This window comes from Micromonospora sp. NPDC049662 (genome assembly GCF_040675055.1).
Taxonomy (GTDB): Bacteria; Actinomycetota; Actinomycetes; order Mycobacteriales; family Micromonosporaceae; genus Micromonospora.
Genome location: NZ_JBFAOC010000068.1, coordinates 16,169 through 33,058 on the forward strand (window position 1 = coordinate 16,169; position 16,890 = coordinate 33,058).

Annotated in this window: 18 protein-coding genes and 2 pseudogenes; 8 read left to right on the top strand and 12 right to left on the bottom strand. The window is 73.5% G+C overall.

The window, feature by feature from the left end; translation table 11 throughout:
- Positions 1 to 32: 32 nt before the first annotated feature.
- The 3 genes from AB0J36_RS30275 to AB0J36_RS30285 all read right to left on the bottom strand — a co-directional run bounded on the left by AB0J36_RS30275 (position 33) and on the right by AB0J36_RS30285 (position 2,811).
- Complete coding sequence (locus tag AB0J36_RS30275; protein ID WP_357170869.1) at positions 33 to 965, bottom strand: RIO1 family regulatory kinase/ATPase; 933 nt, start codon at positions 963 to 965, stop codon at positions 33 to 35.
- Positions 966 to 1,241: 276 nt separating this feature from the next.
- On the bottom strand, positions 1,242 to 1,886 hold the full coding sequence (locus tag AB0J36_RS30280) for an HAD family hydrolase (RefSeq protein ID WP_357134343.1): 645 nt from the start codon (positions 1,884 to 1,886) through the stop codon (positions 1,242 to 1,244).
- A gap of 64 nt (positions 1,887 to 1,950) precedes the next feature.
- Positions 1,951 to 2,811 carry a carbon-nitrogen hydrolase family protein gene (locus AB0J36_RS30285; protein ID WP_357134341.1) on the bottom strand — a complete coding sequence of 287 codons (861 nt, stop codon included), beginning with the start codon at positions 2,809 to 2,811 and terminating at the stop codon, positions 1,951 to 1,953.
- A gap of 77 nt (positions 2,812 to 2,888) precedes the next feature.
- Here AB0J36_RS30285 and AB0J36_RS30290 point away from each other — a divergent pair.
- Positions 2,889 to 3,062: pseudogene (locus tag AB0J36_RS30290) on the top strand (helix-turn-helix domain-containing protein); the annotation flags it as partial.
- Positions 3,063 to 3,386: 324 nt separating this feature from the next.
- Here AB0J36_RS30290 and AB0J36_RS30295 read toward each other — a convergent pair.
- Positions 3,387 to 3,527: pseudogene (locus AB0J36_RS30295) on the bottom strand (hypothetical protein); the annotation flags it as partial.
- 38 nt (positions 3,528 to 3,565) lie between these two features.
- On the opposite strand from AB0J36_RS30295, the gene AB0J36_RS30300 reads away from it, so the two are divergent.
- From AB0J36_RS30300 to mug, 5 genes are all read left to right on the top strand, one after another.
- A complete protein-coding gene (locus AB0J36_RS30300) occupies positions 3,566 to 4,486 on the top strand; it encodes a TIGR04222 domain-containing membrane protein (protein ID WP_357170866.1) in 921 nt (306 codons plus the stop codon).
- Positions 4,483 to 5,301: a DUF692 domain-containing protein gene (locus tag AB0J36_RS30305; RefSeq protein WP_363661439.1), complete on the top strand. Its 819-nt coding sequence runs from the start codon at positions 4,483 to 4,485 to the stop codon at positions 5,299 to 5,301. Before AB0J36_RS30300 ends, AB0J36_RS30305 begins: the two co-directional genes overlap by 4 nt.
- 107 nt (positions 5,302 to 5,408) lie before the next feature.
- Entirely contained in the window at positions 5,409 to 5,894 is a 486-nt protein-coding gene (locus AB0J36_RS30310) for a hypothetical protein (protein WP_357171221.1), read from the top strand.
- Positions 5,879 to 6,640, top strand: coding sequence for an SDR family oxidoreductase (locus tag AB0J36_RS30315; protein ID WP_357170862.1), 762 nt, complete (start codon positions 5,879 to 5,881; stop codon positions 6,638 to 6,640). The genes AB0J36_RS30310 and AB0J36_RS30315 overlap by 16 nt, the downstream gene beginning before the upstream one ends.
- A 143-nt stretch (positions 6,641 to 6,783) precedes the next feature.
- Entirely contained in the window at positions 6,784 to 7,356 is a 573-nt protein-coding gene (gene mug / locus AB0J36_RS30320; RefSeq protein ID WP_363661442.1) for a G/U mismatch-specific DNA glycosylase, read from the top strand.
- A 102-nt stretch (positions 7,357 to 7,458) separates the two neighbouring features.
- Here the strand turns inward: mug and AB0J36_RS30325 are convergent, their stop codons facing one another.
- The 3 genes from AB0J36_RS30325 to AB0J36_RS30335 all read right to left on the bottom strand — a co-directional run bounded on the left by AB0J36_RS30325 (position 7,459) and on the right by AB0J36_RS30335 (position 10,590).
- A complete protein-coding gene (locus AB0J36_RS30325; protein ID WP_357134370.1) occupies positions 7,459 to 9,435 on the bottom strand; it encodes an ABC transporter ATP-binding protein in 1,977 nt (658 codons plus the stop codon).
- Positions 9,436 to 9,548: 113 nt separating this feature from the next.
- Positions 9,549 to 10,316: an enoyl-CoA hydratase/isomerase family protein gene (locus AB0J36_RS30330; protein ID WP_357134333.1), complete on the bottom strand. Its 768-nt coding sequence runs from the start codon at positions 10,314 to 10,316 to the stop codon at positions 9,549 to 9,551.
- A gap of 46 nt (positions 10,317 to 10,362) precedes the next feature.
- Positions 10,363 to 10,590, bottom strand: coding sequence for a helix-turn-helix domain-containing protein (locus AB0J36_RS30335; protein WP_007462679.1), 228 nt, complete (start codon positions 10,588 to 10,590; stop codon positions 10,363 to 10,365).
- 212 nt (positions 10,591 to 10,802) lie between these two features.
- On the opposite strand from AB0J36_RS30335, the gene AB0J36_RS30340 reads away from it, so the two are divergent.
- The gene (locus AB0J36_RS30340) at positions 10,803 to 11,402 is read left to right on the top strand and encodes a cadmium resistance transporter (protein WP_357134331.1); all 600 of its coding nucleotides are present in this window, start codon (positions 10,803 to 10,805) and stop codon (positions 11,400 to 11,402) included.
- 72 nt (positions 11,403 to 11,474) lie between these two features.
- Here the strand turns inward: AB0J36_RS30340 and AB0J36_RS30345 are convergent, their stop codons facing one another.
- A complete protein-coding gene (locus AB0J36_RS30345; RefSeq protein WP_357134329.1) occupies positions 11,475 to 13,079 on the bottom strand; it encodes an ABC-F family ATP-binding cassette domain-containing protein in 1,605 nt (534 codons plus the stop codon).
- A 245-nt stretch (positions 13,080 to 13,324) separates the two neighbouring features.
- On the opposite strand from AB0J36_RS30345, the gene AB0J36_RS30350 reads away from it, so the two are divergent.
- On the top strand, positions 13,325 to 14,242 hold the full coding sequence (locus AB0J36_RS30350) for a neutral zinc metallopeptidase (protein WP_363661440.1): 918 nt from the start codon (positions 13,325 to 13,327) through the stop codon (positions 14,240 to 14,242).
- A gap of 60 nt (positions 14,243 to 14,302) precedes the next feature.
- On the opposite strand, the gene AB0J36_RS30355 is transcribed toward AB0J36_RS30350, so the two are convergent.
- The 4 genes from AB0J36_RS30355 to AB0J36_RS30370 form a co-directional block, all read right to left on the bottom strand.
- Positions 14,303 to 14,668, bottom strand: a complete 366-nt coding sequence (locus AB0J36_RS30355; protein WP_363661441.1) for an SgcJ/EcaC family oxidoreductase — start codon at positions 14,666 to 14,668, stop codon at positions 14,303 to 14,305.
- Positions 14,669 to 14,670: 2 nt separating this feature from the next.
- Positions 14,671 to 14,970: a muconolactone Delta-isomerase family protein gene (locus AB0J36_RS30360; protein WP_357134323.1), complete on the bottom strand. Its 300-nt coding sequence runs from the start codon at positions 14,968 to 14,970 to the stop codon at positions 14,671 to 14,673.
- A gap of 239 nt (positions 14,971 to 15,209) precedes the next feature.
- On the bottom strand, positions 15,210 to 15,869 hold the full coding sequence (locus tag AB0J36_RS30365) for an acVLRF1 family peptidyl-tRNA hydrolase (protein WP_357134321.1): 660 nt from the start codon (positions 15,867 to 15,869) through the stop codon (positions 15,210 to 15,212).
- A 37-nt stretch (positions 15,870 to 15,906) separates the two neighbouring features.
- The gene (locus tag AB0J36_RS30370; RefSeq protein WP_357170856.1) at positions 15,907 to 16,539 is read right to left on the bottom strand and encodes a LysE family transporter; all 633 of its coding nucleotides are present in this window, start codon (positions 16,537 to 16,539) and stop codon (positions 15,907 to 15,909) included.
- Positions 16,540 to 16,890: the final 351 nt, after the last annotated feature.

The window sequence follows — 16,890 nt, forward strand, 5'->3', positions numbered from 1 at the left end:
GGCGGCCACCCCGGCCACCCGACCCGCTCCGGTCAGCGGATGCCCGCCTCGCGCAGCAACTCCCCCGTCAGCGCGCCGGGATCGGCCTGTTCGGCGCTCAACCCCCGGGCCACGAACCAGGCGCCGACCACCCGTACGTCGCGGGCCAGGAACTCGGGCCCCTGCGGGTTCGCCACCACGTCGACCACCTGCGGCAGATCGATCACGACCAGCCGCCCGGAGTGCACGAGCAGGTTGTACGGCGACAGGTCGCCGTGCGCGTAGCCCGCCCGGGCCAGCACGCGCAGCGCCTCGACCAGCTGGCCCCACAGGTCGCGCAGCTCGGCTGGGCCGGGCCGCAGCTGGGCCAGCCGGGGCGCCGCCAGGCCCGACCCGGCGTCGCCGACGAACTCCAACATCAGCTCGGTGCCCCGCAACTGCACGGGGTACGGCACGGCGATCCGGTCGTTCCCGGCGCCGATCTCCCAGAGCCGCGCCAGCGCCGCGAACTCGGCCGCCGCCCACTGCCCGGCGATCATCTGGCGGCCGAAGGCCGTCCGGCCGACCATCGCCCGCATCTCCCGGGAACGCCGCACGCGGCGGCCCTCCAGATAGCCGGCGTCGCGGTGGAACAGCCGATGCTCGGCGTCCCGGTACCGCTTCACCGCCAGCAGGCAGGACCGGTCCGTGTCCGGCACCGCCCGGCGGACCAGGTGGACGTCCGCCTCCTTGCCGGTCTTCAGCACACCCAGCTCGGTGTCCTTGGCGGCCAGTTCGGTGACCAACCAGTCCGGGTACGGCTGTGGCCCGTGCACCGCGTCGTCCCAGGACGACCAGCGTTCGCCGGTGTCGGGATCAGGCTCGGTGTCGGGATCGGCGGGCGACTCGGTGGGCCGGGCCCGCTTCAGAAACTGCGGTTCGTCGTCGTCGAAGCGGCGCTTGCCGCGGGTCCGGCGCTCCAGCGCCGGGAGGTCATGATCGCGCACTGTGGTGAGGTTCCCTTGGTCGAGGCTGAGATAGGCAGCGGAAAGCGACCTGCGAAGACGGCCATGACCGGCCTCCTCTCCTCGAACGGGCGGTATGCCCGGTGCACGATGCGCCGCCCATCCTCGCCGCGGCTCGGACAGCGGGTCAACCGAATTACGACGGTTTTCCGCGTCGGCCAGCGCCGGAAGCGTCAGCTCGACAGCGGTGGCCGCCGTCAGCCAGCGCCGGAAGTGTCAGCCAGCGGTGGCCGCGTCAGCTCGACTGCGGTGGCCGCGTCAGCTCGCGAGGACCGTGGCGACGGCGGCGATCAGCCCGTCCACCGTGCGGCTCGGCGCGAACCGGACGTCCGACCAGGTCCGCCCCCGGTGCAGCCAGACGCTGGGCAACCCCACCGCGGCGGCGCCGCCGATGTCCGCCTCCGGGCTGTCGCCGACCACCCACGCGCCACGCAGCGGCATCCGGACCCGCTGCGCGGCGAGCGCGAAGATCCGCGGGTTGGGCTTGCTGACCCCGGCCTCCTCGGAGATCACCCAGTCGGCGACGTAGCGGTCCAGGCCGGTACGACGGATCTTGGCGTCCTCCAGGCGTACCGTGCCGTTGCACACCACCACGGGCACCCACCCCGCGTCGTCGGCGATGCGCAGCGCGCAGGCGGTCAGCGGGTCGAGCCGGGTCTGCGCCACCACCCCGTCGTGCAGCTCCTCCACCAGGTCGATCGAGGGAATGCGCAGCTCGTAGCGGTCCCGGATCGCGTCGGCCAGGTCCCAGCGGTCGGTCAACCCGTCCGCGTCGAGCGAGACCAGCCAGTCGATGTCGGTGGAGGGCGCGCCGATGCGGTCCAGGAAGCGCTCACCCCAGCGGCGGAAGGGCCCGGCCCGGTCCAGCAGGGTGTTGTCCAGGTCCAGCAGGAGCAGTGGCACTCGGGCACCCTACGGGACCGACGTGTCCGCCAACAGACCCGCGTGTTTCGAGTTGACGATGGGCTTAACCGGTCAGCGACATCCGCGCGCCGCCCTGGCCCGGCAGCAGATCGGCGAGCATCGAATGGGCCGCCCGGGTGGCCGTCAGCACGGCCGGCTCGAGGGTCGCCACGAGCGTGTCCGTGCCCTCGTCGGCGCCCCGGGCGAGCGTACGTCCCTGCGGGTCGTAGATCGCCGCACCGCCGTTGAACCGCCACGGGTCGCTGCCGCCGACAGCGTTGGCGAAGACCACGAACATCGTGTTGTCCAGTGCCCGCGCCGCGTAGTACAGGTCCCGGCGGTGCTCCGAGCCGGCCAGGTAGCCGCTGGGACACAGGTAGGCGTGCGCGCCGTCGCGCGCGGCGGCCCGGCCGTGCTCCGGGAAGCAGCCGTCGTAGCAGATGCCCAGCCCGAGCCGCCAGTCGTCGACGAGCAGCGTGGCGCCCCGCCCGCCGGGGCTGAACAGGTCGCGCTCGTCGCCCCAGAGCTGCTGCTTGTCGTACCCGACCCGGACGGCGCCAGCGCGGTCAACCACGAGGGCGGCGATGGTCCGCCGGTCGTCCGGGTGCCGGACCGCGGCGCCGACCACCACGGTGACCCCGGCGGTCCGTGCCGCGGCGCGCAGCGGGTCGAGCCGACCGTCGGCGACCAGCCCGGCCGGGTCGGCCGCCACGTGGGTGCCGACCGGATCGGCGGCGAGGGTCGGCGGGTGGTACGCGCACAGGTACAGCTCGGGGAGGACGACCACCCGGGCGCCCTGCCCGGCGGCGAGCCGGACCAGCTCGGCGGCGGCCGCCGCGTTTCCGGCGACGTCACCGGGCGCCGGGGTGGCCTGGACGGTGGCGACGGTCAGCGGGCCGGACGGCGCGGGGTACGAGCGGGTCACCGCTGGATCGTAAACGTCGCGTTACCAAGCCGTACGTACGGTTTGCACCGCCCGAGGTGACCTGCGACGATCGAGGTGTGCCCAGAGTAAGTCAGGACCAGCTCGACGCGCGCCGGCAGGAGATCCTTGCCGCGGCCCGGGCGTGTTTCGCCCGACTCGGCTACGAGGGGGCCACCGTCCGCCGCCTCGAGGAGGCCACCGGCCTGTCCCGGGGCGCCATCTTCCACCACTTCCGCGACAAGGACTCGCTCTTCCTCGCCGTCGCCGAGGACGACGCCGCCGCCATGGTCGAAACGGTCGCCCGTAACGGTCTGGTGCAGGTGATGCGCGACCTGCTGGCCCGCGCCGTCTCGCCGGACACCACCGGCTGGCTGGGCAGTCAACTGGAGGTGTCCCGCCGGCTGCGCACCGATCCGGCGTTCGCCAAGCGCTGGGCCGAGCGGTCCGCCGCGATCGCCGAGGCGACCCGGGACCGGCTGGCCCGCCAGCGCGACGCCGGGGTGCTGCGCGAGGACGTACCGATCGACGTGCTGGCCCAGTTCCTGGAGCTGGCCTACGACGGCCTGGTGCTGCACCTGGCCATGGGCCGACCGGCCGGTGACCTGGGCCCGGTGCTGGACCTGGTCGAGGAGGCGGTCCGCCGCCGCTGAGCGGTGTTCGCGCCACCGCCGACGACGCGGGTGCCCCGGCCCGACCGGATGGCGACGGTGCTCCACAATGGGGCCGCCGACCCCTCCGGCGACAGGAGCAACCGATGATCGTCCACGCCGCCTCGGGCGACACCTGGGGTGTCCCCGGTCCGACCTTCCTGCGGCTCTACCTCGTGGCGGCCGTCGTGGTGGCCGCCGTCGCGGTGCTGCACCGGGTGCGTCTCGGCACCGGCGCGGAACCCCCCGTCGCCAAGCGGCTCGACCCCGAGGAGGTCGGCTACCTCAACGGTGGGCCGACCCTCGCGGTGCACGCCGCGCTGGGCGGCCTGCGGAGCAGCGGCGCGATCGACGTCGGCCCGGATCGTCACCTGCGCACCACCGGCCCGGCCCCGACCGGGCTCACCCCACTGAAGCAGGCGATCCACTGGGCCGCCCACCAGGGCGTCCGAGCCCGGGACCTGGCCCAGGACGAGCGGGTGGCCGCCGCGCTCGACCAGCTCGGGGCCCGCCTCGAAGAGCGGGGACTGCGAGTGAACCCGGCGCGGCGGGTCACCGCACAACAGTGGCGGCTGCTCCTCGCCGCCCTGCTGGTGTTCGGCGTCGTACGGCTGTTCGCCGGGCTGGCCAACGGCCGACCGGTGGGCTTCCTGCTGCTCACCCTGGTCGGCGTGGCGGTGGCGGTGCTGCTGCTCTGGCGGGTGCCGGAGACCACCCCGGCCGGTCGCAGCGCGCTGCGCGACCTGCGGAACCGACACCGCCACCTCGCACCCGACTCGTCCCCCGCGTACGCCACCTACGGCGCGGCCGGCGCGGCGATGGGCGTGGCGCTGTACGGCACGGTGTCGCTGTGGGCCATCGACCCGGGCTTCGCCGCGCAGGCCGAGATCCAGCGCCAGGCGATCGCCAGCAGCGGCTGGTCGTCGGGTGCCGGCACCGGGTCCTCGGGTACGACCGGCAGCTCCTGCGGCGGTGGCAGCTCCTGCGGTGGAGGCGGCGGGTGCGGCGGCGGTGGGTGCGGCGGGTGACCGGCCCGTACGGCGTCGGCATCGGCTGGCGTCCCGAGATCGCCGGTTTCGTGGCCGAGCTGCCCGGGTTGCGCTTCGTCGAGGTGGTGGCCGAGTCCGTGGCGTCGGCCGGGCCCCTTCCGGTCGGGCTGACGGGGCTGCGCGAGCGCGGTGTGACAGTCGTACCCCATGGGGTGCGGCTCTCCCTCGGCGGCGTCGAACCGGTCGACCCGGCCCGCATCGCCCACCTGGCCGCCGTCGCGCAGCGGGTGGACGCCCCGCTGGTCAGCGAGCACATCGCGTTCGTGCGGGCCGGTGGGCTGGAGGCCGGGCACCTGCTGCCGCTCCCTCGCAGCCGGGAGGCGGTCGACGCGGTCTGCGCGAACGTGGCCCGCGCGCAGGCCGAGCTGCCGGTGCCGATCGCGCTGGAACCGATCGCCGCCCTCTTCGACTGGCCCGACGACGAGCTGGACGAGGCGGACTTCCTCACCGAGATCCTGGACCGGACCGGCGCGCTGCTGCTGCTGGACGTCGCCAACGTGCACGCCAACGCCCGCAACCGGGGCACCGACCCGCTCGCGCTGCTCGACCGGCTGCCGCTGGACCGGATCGGCTACGTGCACGTGGCCGGCGGGGCCGAACACGGCGGCTTCTACCACGACACGCACACCCATCCCATGCCGCCGCAGGTGCTGGAGCTGGTCGGCGCGCTCTGTGCCCGGCGACGGCCGCCGGCGCTGCTGCTGGAGCGCGACGGCGGGTACCCGCCGGCCGCCGAGCTGCGCGCCGAACTGGACGCCCTGGCCGCGGCGTCCGGCTTCCCGGCCGTGACATGACCGGCGCTGCCGGCCGTGACCTGACCGGCGCTCCCGGCCGTGACCTGGCCGGCGCGGCCGGCGGCGACCGGGACGGCGCACCCGAGCGGCCCGCACCCCGGCCCGGCCTGGCCGCGCGGCAGGCGGAGTTGGTCGCGGCGCTGGTCGCCGGAGGTCCGTCGCCGGCCGGATTCGCGGTGGGGCCGCTGGCCGCCGCCCGGGCGGCGCTGCTGAACAAGCGCGCCGGCGAGGTGGCCCGGCACTGGCCGCTGCTCGCCGCCGGCCTCGGCCCGGCGTGGCTGTCGACCTTCGTCGACTGGGCCGCCGGCCGCCCCACGGCCGGCTCGCTGCGCGACGGCTGGGATCTGGCCCGGACCCTGCGCGGGCGGGCCGCACTGCCGCCATCGGGCGCGGAGGAGCTGGCGGTCCGGGAGGCGGCCCTGCGCTACGACGGGCACACCGCGCCACGTCCGCGCCGGCTGCCGGCCGTCGCCCGCGTCGGCGGCGCCATCGCGGTGCAGGTCGCCGGTCGGGTACGTCTGCTGCGCCCCGCCGCCAACGTTGGCGGGGACGCTCCGGATCGGGCAGGATCGGCGTTATGGATCTCGGACTGACCGACCGCGTGTACGTGCTGACCGGCGCCTCCCGCGGCCTGGGTTACGCGACGGCGCAGTGCCTGGTCGCCGACGGTGCCCGGGTGGTGCTCTCGGCGCGGGACGCGGACGCGGTGGCCGCCGCCGCCGAGCAGCTGGGCGGTCCGGGCAAGGCGGTCGGCGTCGCCGCGGACCTGACCGACCCGCAGACCCCGGAGCGGCTCGTCGCGGCGGCCCGCACCCACTTCGGCCGGCTCGACGGCGCGCTGATCTCGGTCGGCGGCCCGCCCGCCGGCAACGCCGCGTCGATCACCGACGAGCAGTGGCGGAACTCCTTCGAGACCGTCTTCCTGGGCACCGTCCGCACCGCGCGCGCCGTCGCCGGGGCCCTGCCCGACGGGGGCGCGATCGGGCTGGTGCTGTCCACGTCGGCCCGTGGGCCGGTGCCCGGCCTCGGCATCTCCAACGGCCTGCGGCCCGGCCTCGTCGGCGTCGCCAAGGACATCGCCGACGACTACGGCCCGCGCGGCGTACGCGTCGTCGGCCTGCTGCCCGGCCGGATCATGACGGACCGCAACCGGGAGCTGTTCGCCGCGACCGGCGACCCGGAGCGCGCCCGCGCCGAGGCGGAGGCCCTCATCCCGTTGCGACGCCTCGGCGACCCGGCCGAGTTCGGTCGGGTGGCCGCGTTCGTGCTCTCCCCCGCCGCGAGTTACCTGACCGGCCTCACCGTGCCGGTCGACGGCGGCGCGTTGCGGGGCCTGTGAAGCCTGACCGACCGCGAGCTTCCCGTGCGGTCACGCCGCACGGGCCGACCCAGCCCGGTCACCCGGCCGTTGATCGACTCGGCTTGCCGGAAGTCGGGCCGTCGACGCGACCAGGACACCCCGACTTCCAAGAACCCGGGTCGATCAACACGCGGTCCCGTCCGACCAAGACGGACCTGGCCGCAGCCGCGGACCGGACCATCCCGGACGTGCTCGCGCCAGCGCTGTCGGTGCTCTTCGTCGGCATCAATCCCGGCCTCTGGTCGGCCGCGACCGGGTGGCACTTCGCCCGGCCCGGCAACCGGTTCTGGCCGGCGCTGCACCTGGGCGGGTTCACCCCCCGACTGCTGCACCCGAGCGAGCAGGTCGAGTTACCGCCCCTCGGCCTCGGCATCACCAACATGGCCGCCCGGGCCAGCGCCCGCGCCGACGAGCTGAGCGCCGCGGAACTGCTCGACGGCGCCGCGGTCCTGACCGACAAGGTGGCCCGATTCACACCACGCTGGGTGGCCGTGGTGGGGGTGACCGCGTACCGGATCGGTTTCCAACGACCGAAGGCGGCCTTCGGGCCGCAACCGGAGTCGCTGGCCGGCTCCCGGCTCTGGGTGCTACCGAACCCAAGCGGCCTGAACGCCCACTTCACGACGGTCACGCTGGGCGCGGCGTTCGCCGAGCTGCGCGCGGCGACGGGCCTGCGGGTGCGCCGCCCGACCTGACCGTGTCGCCGTTGATCGACTCGACGTCAAGGAAGTCGGGCCGTCGACGCGACCGGGAGACCGCGACTTCCAGCAACCCGAGTCGATCAACCAAGGCGTCCGTCAGTTGGCGGCGGCCGGCGGCATCGCCTCGTCGGCGACGTAGGTGCCCAGGGGCATGACCACCGGCTCGGGGCCGGTCGCGTCCACGAAGGGGCGGGGCGAGTCGGCGACCGCGAACTGGGTGCGGTACAGCTCGGCGTAGAGCCCGCCGACGGCGACCAGCTCGTCGTGCCGGCCGCGCTCGACGATCCGACCGCCGTCGAGCACGAGGATCTGGTCGGCGTCCCGGACGGTGGAGAGCCGGTGGGCGATCACCAGGGCGGTACGTCCGGCCAGCGCCACCGACAGCGCACGCTGCACCGCGGCCTCGCTCTCCGAGTCGAGGTGTGCGGTCGCCTCGTCGAGGATGACGATCGACGGGGCCTTGAGCAGCAGTCGGGCGATGGCGATGCGCTGCTTCTCGCCGCCGGAGAAGCGGTAGCCGCGCTCCCCCACCGTCGTGTCCAGACCGTCGGGCAGCGACCGGACCAGGTCGGCGACCTGGGCGCCGGCGAGCGCAGCCCAGATCTCGTCGTCGGTGGCGTCGGGCTTGGCGTAGCGCAGGTTCTCGGCGATGGTCTCGTGGAACAGGTGCGAGTCCTGGGTGACCACACCGATCTCGTCGCGCAGGGAGGCGAGCGTCGCGTCGCGCACGTCCACCCCGCCGACCAGGACCTGGCCGTCGGAGACGTCGTAGATCCGGGAGACGAGCATCGACAGTGTCGACTTGCCCGCGCCCGACGGCCCCACCAGGGCGACCATCTGCCCCGGCTCGACGCTGAACGAGACGCCCTTGAGCACCGGCTCATTGACGGTGCGGTCGAGGGTGGCGACCTCCTCCAGCGAGGCGAGGGAAATCTCGGCCGCGCTGGGATAGCGGAAGCGCACGTCGCGGAAGTCGACCCGGCCGGCGCCCCGGGGCACCGGGACGGCATCGGCCTTCTCCACGATGCCGGGCTTGAGGTCGAGCACCTCGAAGACCCGGTCGAAGGAGACCAGCGCGCTCATCACGTCCACGCGGACGTTGGAGAGCGCGGTGAGCGGCCCGTACAGGCGGGTGAGCAGCAGCGCGAGGGTCACGACGGTGCCCGCGCTGACGCCGCCGGTGACGGCGAGCCAGCCGCCGAGACCGTAGGTGAGCGCCTGCGCCAGCGAGGCGACCAGCAGCATCGCCACGAAGAATGTCCGGGAGTACATGGCGGACTGGATGCCGATGTCACGCACCCGCTCGGCCCGGTCGGCGAACCGGCGGGCCTCGATCTCGGGCTGCCCGAACAGCTTCACGAGCAGCGCGCCGGCCACCCCGAACCGCTCGGTCATCGTCGCGTTCATCTTGGCGTCGAGGTTGTACGCCTCGCGCGTGATGTCGGCCAGCCGCCGGCCCACCCGGCGTGCCGGGATGATGAAGATCGGCAGCAGCACCAGCGAGAGCGCGGTGATCTGCCAGGAGAGGGTGAACATCACCGCGGCGGTGAGCACCAGTTGGATGACGTTGCTGACCACGCCGGACAGGGTGGAGGTGAACGCGCGCTGGGCGCCGAGCACGTCGTTGTTGAGCCGGCTGACCAGGGCGCCGGTCTGGGTGCGGGTGAAGAACTGCAACGGCATCCGCTGCACGTGGTCGTAGACGCGGGTGCGCAGGTCGAGGATGATGCCCTCGCCGATGCGGGCGGAATACCACCGCTGGGCCAGGGACAGCAACGCGTCGGCGACCGCCAGCCCGGCGATGAACAGGGCCAACCGGACGATGAGCCGACCAGCCTCGGTGCCGCCCCGGTTGATCGCGTTGATCACGTCACCGGCGAGCACCGGCGTGGCGACGCCGATGATGGCGGCGAGCACGACCGTGGCCAGGAAGACGACGATGTCGCGCCGGTAGGGCTGGGCGAAGGCGACGATGCGGCGGGCCACCCCGCTCTTGAGCCGGTGGGTGGAGACTTCGTCGCGGTTGCGCATCGACCGGAGCATGCTCCACCCGGCCATGCCACCGCCGGACATCGGGCTGGACACCACTCACCTCCGGGTCGTCGGGCGGACCGCGCTGTCGGGTCAATTCTCCCGACAGGTGTGACAACCTCGGTCGTAACCCGGATCTTCCCGCGCGGTCCTTACTATTCGCCCCGGCCGGCGAGATCGCGCAGGCGGCGGGTCTGCGCCTCACGCTCGGCCCGCTGCTGGTCGGCGTGCGACCGCCCGGCCGCGCCGGCGAGCAGCGCCTTGATCTCCACCACCGCGTCCCGCGGGCCGGCCAACAGGCCCGCCGTGAGGTCGCGGACCGCGTCGTCCAGCTCTCCCGAGGGTACGACGAGAGTAGCCAGCCCGATCCGGTCGGCCTCGGCGGCGTCCAGCCGGCGGCCCGTGGCGCAGATCTCCAGCGCCCGGGAGTAGCCGACGAGCTCCACGAGACGCTTCGTGCCAGCCAGGTCGGGCACCAACCCGAGCGTCACCTCGGCCATCGAGAACCTCGCGTCGGCGGCGAGGACCCGCAGGTCGCAGGCGAGGGCAAGCTGGAAGCCGGCACCGATCGCGTGCCCCTGCACCGCCGCCACGGAGATGACGTCCGGCCGGTGCAGCCAGCTGAAGCCGCCCTGGAACTCGGCGATCCGGTCGGCGCACTCGTCCTCGGGCAGCGTGGCCAGCTCGGCGAACGACCCCGGGCCGGACGCACCGGCAACCGCGAGGTCGAGACCGGCGGAGAACGCACGCCCCTCGCCCCGGACCACCACCACCCGTACGTCACCGGGCAGGTCGCGCGAGAATTCGCTCATCGCGCGCCACATGGCCGGTGTCTGGGCATTGAGCACGTCGGGCCGGCACAACGTCACCGTGGCGACCGGCCCGTCGCAGGTCAGCCGAACCCCGGTCGCCTCGGCGGTCACCGGACTGCCCGGGGAGCGGCGTTGGTCAACGACGCTAAGGGGCGGGTCACGCCTTCTTGCGGCGCCGGGCACCGCCGCGCTGACGCAGCTGAACCCCGGACTCGGTGAGCACTCGGTGGATGAACCCGTAGGAACGGCCGGTCGAGGCCGCCAGCGCGCGGATGCTCTCCCCCGAGGTGTACCGCTTTACCAGGTCCTTGGCGAGCGTCTGACGCTCGGCTCCGACGATCCGGCGACCCTTCTCAGTGCTGGTGGCTGTGCCAGTGGCTGCCATGCTGTGTCCTCACGTCCCAGACTGTGCGGTTCGGATACGGTCCCACCTATTAGACCGCCTCGGACGATCATGCGCCAGATATCAACTCTTCGCCAACCGACACGCTATGCAATGTCAGGTTCCCGATAGAGTGATCCTCCCGAACCGTCCCGCTCTGCCACCCGAACGGTCCACCCGAGCGCGGTGACACCTCCACCCGTACGCTCCCGGACGTGATCGACCTGTTCGGCACCGCAGCCGGCGCGGCCGTCGTCTTCGCCGCCACCGACATCGACGACATCGTCATCCTCACGCTGTTCTTCGTCGCGGCCCGCACCACCGGCCGCCCGCGCACCGCGCAGATCGTCGCCGGCCAATATCTGGGCATCGGCGCGCTCGCGCTGGCCAGCGCGGTGGTCGCCGCCGGGTTGCTGGCCGTGCCGGACCCGTGGACCGGGCTGCTCGGCCTGCTGCCGATCGCGCTGGGCGTCCGCGCGCTGTGGCACCGGGACGACGACGAGCCGGCCACCGTGGTCACCGGCACGCTCGGCGTGGCCGGGGTGACGATCGCCAACGGGGCCGACAACGTCGCCGTCTACGTACCCGTGTTCCGGGCTCTCGGCCCCGGCGACAGCGCGGTGTTCCTGCTGATCTTCGTGGTGCTGATCGGCCTGTGGTGCGCCGCCGCGGCCTGGCTGGGCGGCCACCGGCGGGTGGTCGCCCTGGTGGAGCGTGCCGGGCACTGGCTGGTACCGGCGATCTTCGTCGGCATCGGTGTGGTGATCCTGGTCAGCTCCGGCGTGCTGGGCCGGCTCGTCGACCTGCTGGGCTGAGACCGGTCCGGCTGGTCGACCCTGCTGGGCTGAGGCCCGGCGGTCCGGCCACCCGACCGCCCGGCGCAGCGGTCAGGCCAGCTCGACCAGTTCGAGGAGGTCGTCGCTCCAGGCGTCCTCGTCACCGTCGGGCAGCAGGATCGCGCGGTCCGGCTTGAGCGCGAGCACCGCGCCCGGGTCGTGCGTGACCAGCACGATCGCGCCCGGGTAGTTGGCGATCGCGTCGAGCACCTGCTCGCGGCTGACCGGGTCGAGGTTGTTGGTCGGCTCGTCGAGCAGCAGCACGTTGGCGCCCGAGCAGACCAGCGTGGACAGGGCCAGCCGGGTCTTCTCGCCACCGGAGAGCACCCCGGCCGGCTTGTTCACGTCGTCGCCGGAGAAGAGGAACGCGCCGAGGATCTTGCGCAGGTCCGTGTCGGACTGCTCGATCGCGGCGGCGCGCATGTTCTCCAGCACCGTCCGCTCCACGTCCAGCGTCTCGTGCTCCTGCGCGTAGTAGCCCAACCGCAGGCCGTGCCCCGCGTGCACCTCGCCGGTGTCCGGGCTGAGCAGCCCGCCGAGCATCCGCAGCAGCGTCGTCTTCCCCGCGCCGTTGAGCCCGAGGATGGCCACCCGGGAACCCCGGTCCACCGCCACGTTGACGTCGGTGAAGATCTCCAACGAGCCGTACGACTTGGAGAGGCCGGTCGCCGTCAGCGGCGTCTTGCCGCACGGGGCGGGGCTGGGGAAGCGGACCTTTGCCACCCGGTCGGCGACGCGTACCTCCTCCAGGCCCGAGATCAGCTTCTCGGCGCGGCGGGCCATGTTCTGCGCGGCGACGGTCTTGGTGGCCTTGGCCCGCATCTTGTCGGCCTGCGCCATCAGCGCGCCGGCCTTCTTCTCGGCGTTGGCCCGCTCGCGGCGGCGACGTCGCTCGTCGGTCTCGCGGGCCTCCAGGTACGCCTTCCAGCCCAGGTTGTAGACGTCGATTACCGAGCGGGTGGCGTCGAGGAACCAGACCTTGTTGACCACCGACTCCAGCAGCGCGCCATCGTGGGAGATCACGATGAGCCCGCCCTTGTGGTTGGCGAGGAAGCCGCGCAGCCAGGTGATCGAGTCGGCGTCGAGGTGGTTGGTCGGCTCGTCGAGCAGCAGGATGCCGCCGCCGTTCTCACCGGCGTCCCGGAACAGGATCCGGGCCAGCTCGATGCGCCGGCGCTGACCGCCGGAGAGGGTGCCGATGGTCTGGGCGAGCGCGCGGTCCGGCAGCCCGAGGTTGGCGCAGATCCGGGCGGCCTCGGCCTCGGCGGCGTACCCGCCGAGGGCGGCGAACTGGTCCTCCAGCGCGCCGTAGCGGCGGACCAACTTGTCGCTGGCGTCCTCGGCCAGTTGGGCCTCGATCTCCTTCATCTGGGACATCAGCACGTCCAGGCCGCGGGCGGAGAGCACCCGGTCGCGGCCGGTGACCTCCAGGTCGCCGGTGCGGGGGTCCTGCGGGAGGTAGCCGATGGCGCTGCGCTGGTCGATCTGCCCGCCGTACGGCTGGCCCTCGCCGGCGAGCACCTTCAGGGTGGTGGTCTTGCCGGCGCCGTTGCGGCCGACCAGGCCGATCCGATCACCGGGCTGCACGCGCAGGGTGGTGTCGGACAGCAGGATCCGGGAGCCGGCGCGCAACTCCAGGCCGGTGGCAGTGATCATCTCGTGGGACTCGCTCTCGGGGTCTGGAAGGCTGACTCAGGGCACGCGAAAGCGCCGGCGGGCGGTGGGCCCGTCGGCGCGGGGCGGTTCAGCCTTCGCAGCGCGGCACGGCGACAAGTGTACCGGGGCGCGGTCGAGCGGCCGGGCCGGATTACCAATCAAGATCATCGGGTACCGAATCGCCGTCCGGACCCGGTCCGGCGCTGACGGCCTATCACAGGACATTTCACGCGATCGAGGTCATCATGGAGCTGAACGAGAACGCGCAGGTCGACACCAGTCAGGTAGAGGACATGCGTGGATCCGGCGGAGGCGGCGGGGGCGGAGGCCTCGGGATCCCGATCCCCGGGGGCGGCGGCCGGGGCGGCGGCCTGATCGGCATCATCATCGCCGTCGTGCTGGCGTTGGCCGGTGGCGGGTTCGGGCTCAGCCAGCTCGGCGGCGGAGGCGGCGGCGACCAGCCAGCCGACAACTCCAGCCTGGACGCCGAGTGCGCCGCGAGCGCGACCAAGACCGAGGACTGCCGCAACACCCTCTTCATCAATTCCATCCAGGCTTACTGGAAGGACGCCATGCCGAAGGCGTTCGGCGACCAGTACCAGCCGGTCACCACCCGGTTCTTCAGCAACAGCGTGAACACCGGCTGCGGTCAGGCCGACTCGGGTGTCGGCCCGTTCTACTGCCCGGCGGACAAGCATGTCTACATCGACCTGACCTTCTACGACACGCTCAAGTCCGAGTTCGGCGTCACTGGCGAATTCCCCCAGCCGTACGTTCTCGCGCACGAGTACGGCCACCACGTGCAGGACCTGCTCGGCACCGAGGCCAAGGCGCAGGACGGCAAGACCGGGCCTACCTCCGGCTCGGTCCGGCTGGAGTTGCAGGCGGACTGCTTCGCGGGCGCCTGGGCCAACCACGCCACCGAGACCAAGTCGAAGAACGACAAGGCGATCTTCAAGTCGATCAGCGAGCAGGACATCCAGGACGCGGTGGACACCGCTGGCGCGATCGGCGACGACGCCATTCAGCAGAAGTCCGGCCGGGGCAGCGACCCGAGCTCGTACACCCACGGCACCGCCGCCCAGCGGCAGAAGTGGTTCGAGCAGGGCTACAACAGCGGCGACCCGAAGACCTGCGACACCTTCGGCACCAACCAGCTCTGACAGCTCCACGCGGTCGCGGCAGGCCCTCCGAGCGGGCCTGCCGCGATTGTCGTTGGGTGGTCAGTCGAGCCGGGACACCTGGTAGTGCCCGATCAACCAGGCGTCGTGGACCCGCCGCACCAGCACGCCGAGGTACACCCTCAGCGCCGGCCGGTCGGTGAACCCGAACTCGACCTCCAGATAGCCGAGGACCACGTCGGCGGCGAGCCGCCGGGTCTCCCGGATCTCGTACGCGGCGGTCAGGCCCAGCGGCTGTGCCGCGTAGTACGCCGCGATGCCGTCCCGGCCGACGGCGTACGGGTGCAGGCCCTGGAAGATCGCGTCATCCGCGAAGACCGACGCGACGCGGTCCGGCTCGTGCGCGTCGACCGCCGACCTCCACCGGTTCAGGACCGCGCGCAGGATCTCCACCTCGTCACCGGCCACGGTCACCGCCCCGGCCGACCGGGGTCGTTCGGGTGCGGCGTCAACGGCGTGACGGTCTCCCGCCGCCAGGCGCGCAGCGGCATCGACGCGAGGACCGCCTCCAACTCGTCCGCGTCGGCAGCCTCGAAGAGCCCCCACGTACGCCACTCCCCCGGCGCCAGCGGCGGCCGCCACAGGCGCAGCAGACTGCCCCGCGCCGTCAACTCGGCCGAACGCGCCGCCTCACGCGCACGCATCTCGGCAACCCCGTCCTCCGAGGTGCCGGCGGGCACCGTCGTCACCATGTCCACCAGGAACTCCACGCGCCCATCCTCCGACGATGCGCGCCGCACCACGCCCCGAACCCCCGTTCGGGTGGCGGTCATCTCTGCTCCGGCTCGACGGGGCGGCCAGCCGAGAGCAGTCGCCGCCGCCGTGATCCGGCACGGGAAGCGGCGCCGCTGACCAGACGCCGCCCGTCCGGGGCGGGGCGGGTAGCGTCGCCGCTGACCACACGCCGCCCATTCGGGGCGGGGGTAACGTCGCCGCTGACCAGACGCGGTCAGTCTGCGGCCGGGGCGGGGTCGCGCAACCGGATCCGTACCGCCCGGGCCGCGCTCACCGCCGCGACCAGGACCGCGTGTCGAGGCTCCGGCACGTCGAGCAGCCGCTCGGCCCGCAGCGGCAGCAGCGGGGCCAGCCGCCGGTCCGCGAGCACCGTGTCCACGGCCCGCCGGTCACCGCCGCAGACGAGGGCCGCCAGCTTCGCCGCCTCCGGCAGCAGCAGCCGTACGGCCAGGTCCGCCGCGTCACCCAGCGCCGCCTTGGCCTGGTTGTCACGCCGCCGGGCGAACCGGTGCTGCGACCACCCACCGGCCGCGGTGCGCCCCTGCACGTACCGGGTGTCCACCTTGGAGACCACCAGCTCGGCGCCGAGCGCCACGCCGATCGCCACCGCACCCTTGCGCGCCAACAAGAGACCGATCCGGTACGGCGTGCCGGCGGCGGCCACGAAGGCGGCCACGTCGCCGCTGGCGGGTGACCCGGGTGGCGTGTGCAACTCGGCGGTGGCTCCGTCGGGGGCGGTCAGCAGCAGCCCGTACTCCCGTGCGGTGGTGGTGGGCGGGCCGTGCCGGTCGGCGAAGCCCTCGACCCAGCGGCCGACGCGGGCCGGGTCGACCTCGACCCACCGGCCTCCCCCGGCAGCGGGTCGACTGGTCACCGCCCGACCGTACGCCACCGCCGGCGCACCCGGACCGTCAGCCCGGCACCACCGCGGCCACCGCCAGCGCGGCGATGAGGACGCTGGAGAGCACGCCCGTGACCAGCCGGCCGCGCGGGCCGGTCAGCGCACGACCGACCACCGTGCCGCCACCGGCGATGAGCAGCTGCCAGCTCGCCGACGCCAGGAACACTCCGGCCACGAACAGGGCCGCCGGCACCGGTCCCGCGTCGGCCGTGTCCGGACGACCGAGGACCAACGCGACGAAGTAGAGCACCGTCGTCGGGTTCAGCAGGGTCAATCCGAGCAGCGCCGCGTAGGCGCGGCCCGGAGTATCCATCCCCCGACCGCCCCGCGCCGTCGGCGCGCGTCGGGAGCGGTGGGCAGCCCAGGTCCGCCAGAGCCCGTGCGCGGCCAGCCCTAACAGGACCACGGCGGCGGCCACCCGCAGCGGACCGGCGGCCGGCGCGATGACCCCGGCCAGGCTCGCGCCGCCCAGCGCGGCCACCGCCGCGTAGAGCCCGTCGGCCGTCGCCACCGCGAGGGCCGCTGCCGCGCCGACCCGGAACGAGGTACGGGCACTGAGCCCCAGGATGAGGATCGCGATCGCGCCGACCGGGATGGCGACGCCGTAGCCGGCCACCAGACCGGCGAGGAACGCCCCGCTCATGGCCGTCGACGCAGGATCGAGGCCCGCCCCGGTACCGGCCGCTGTCGACGACCGGCAGTCGTCGCAGGGACCAGAACCCGCATCGCGTACGCCTCGATCACATCGGCATCCTGCGCGCCGGCAGTCGTCCCCGCAACGGATTTCCCCGCAGCGCCGTCGCATCCGCCCGCCGATCTTGCACTTAGCGACGCCGAAATGTTCACCTTCGCGAATTAAGTCGGCACAGAAAGCGCAAGATCGGCGTCGTAGTCCGCCCCGCGCCCCGCGCCCCGCGCCCCGCGCCCCGCGCCCCGCGCCCCGCGCCCCGCGCCCCGCGCCCCGCGCCCCGCGCCCCGCGCCCCGCGCCCCGCG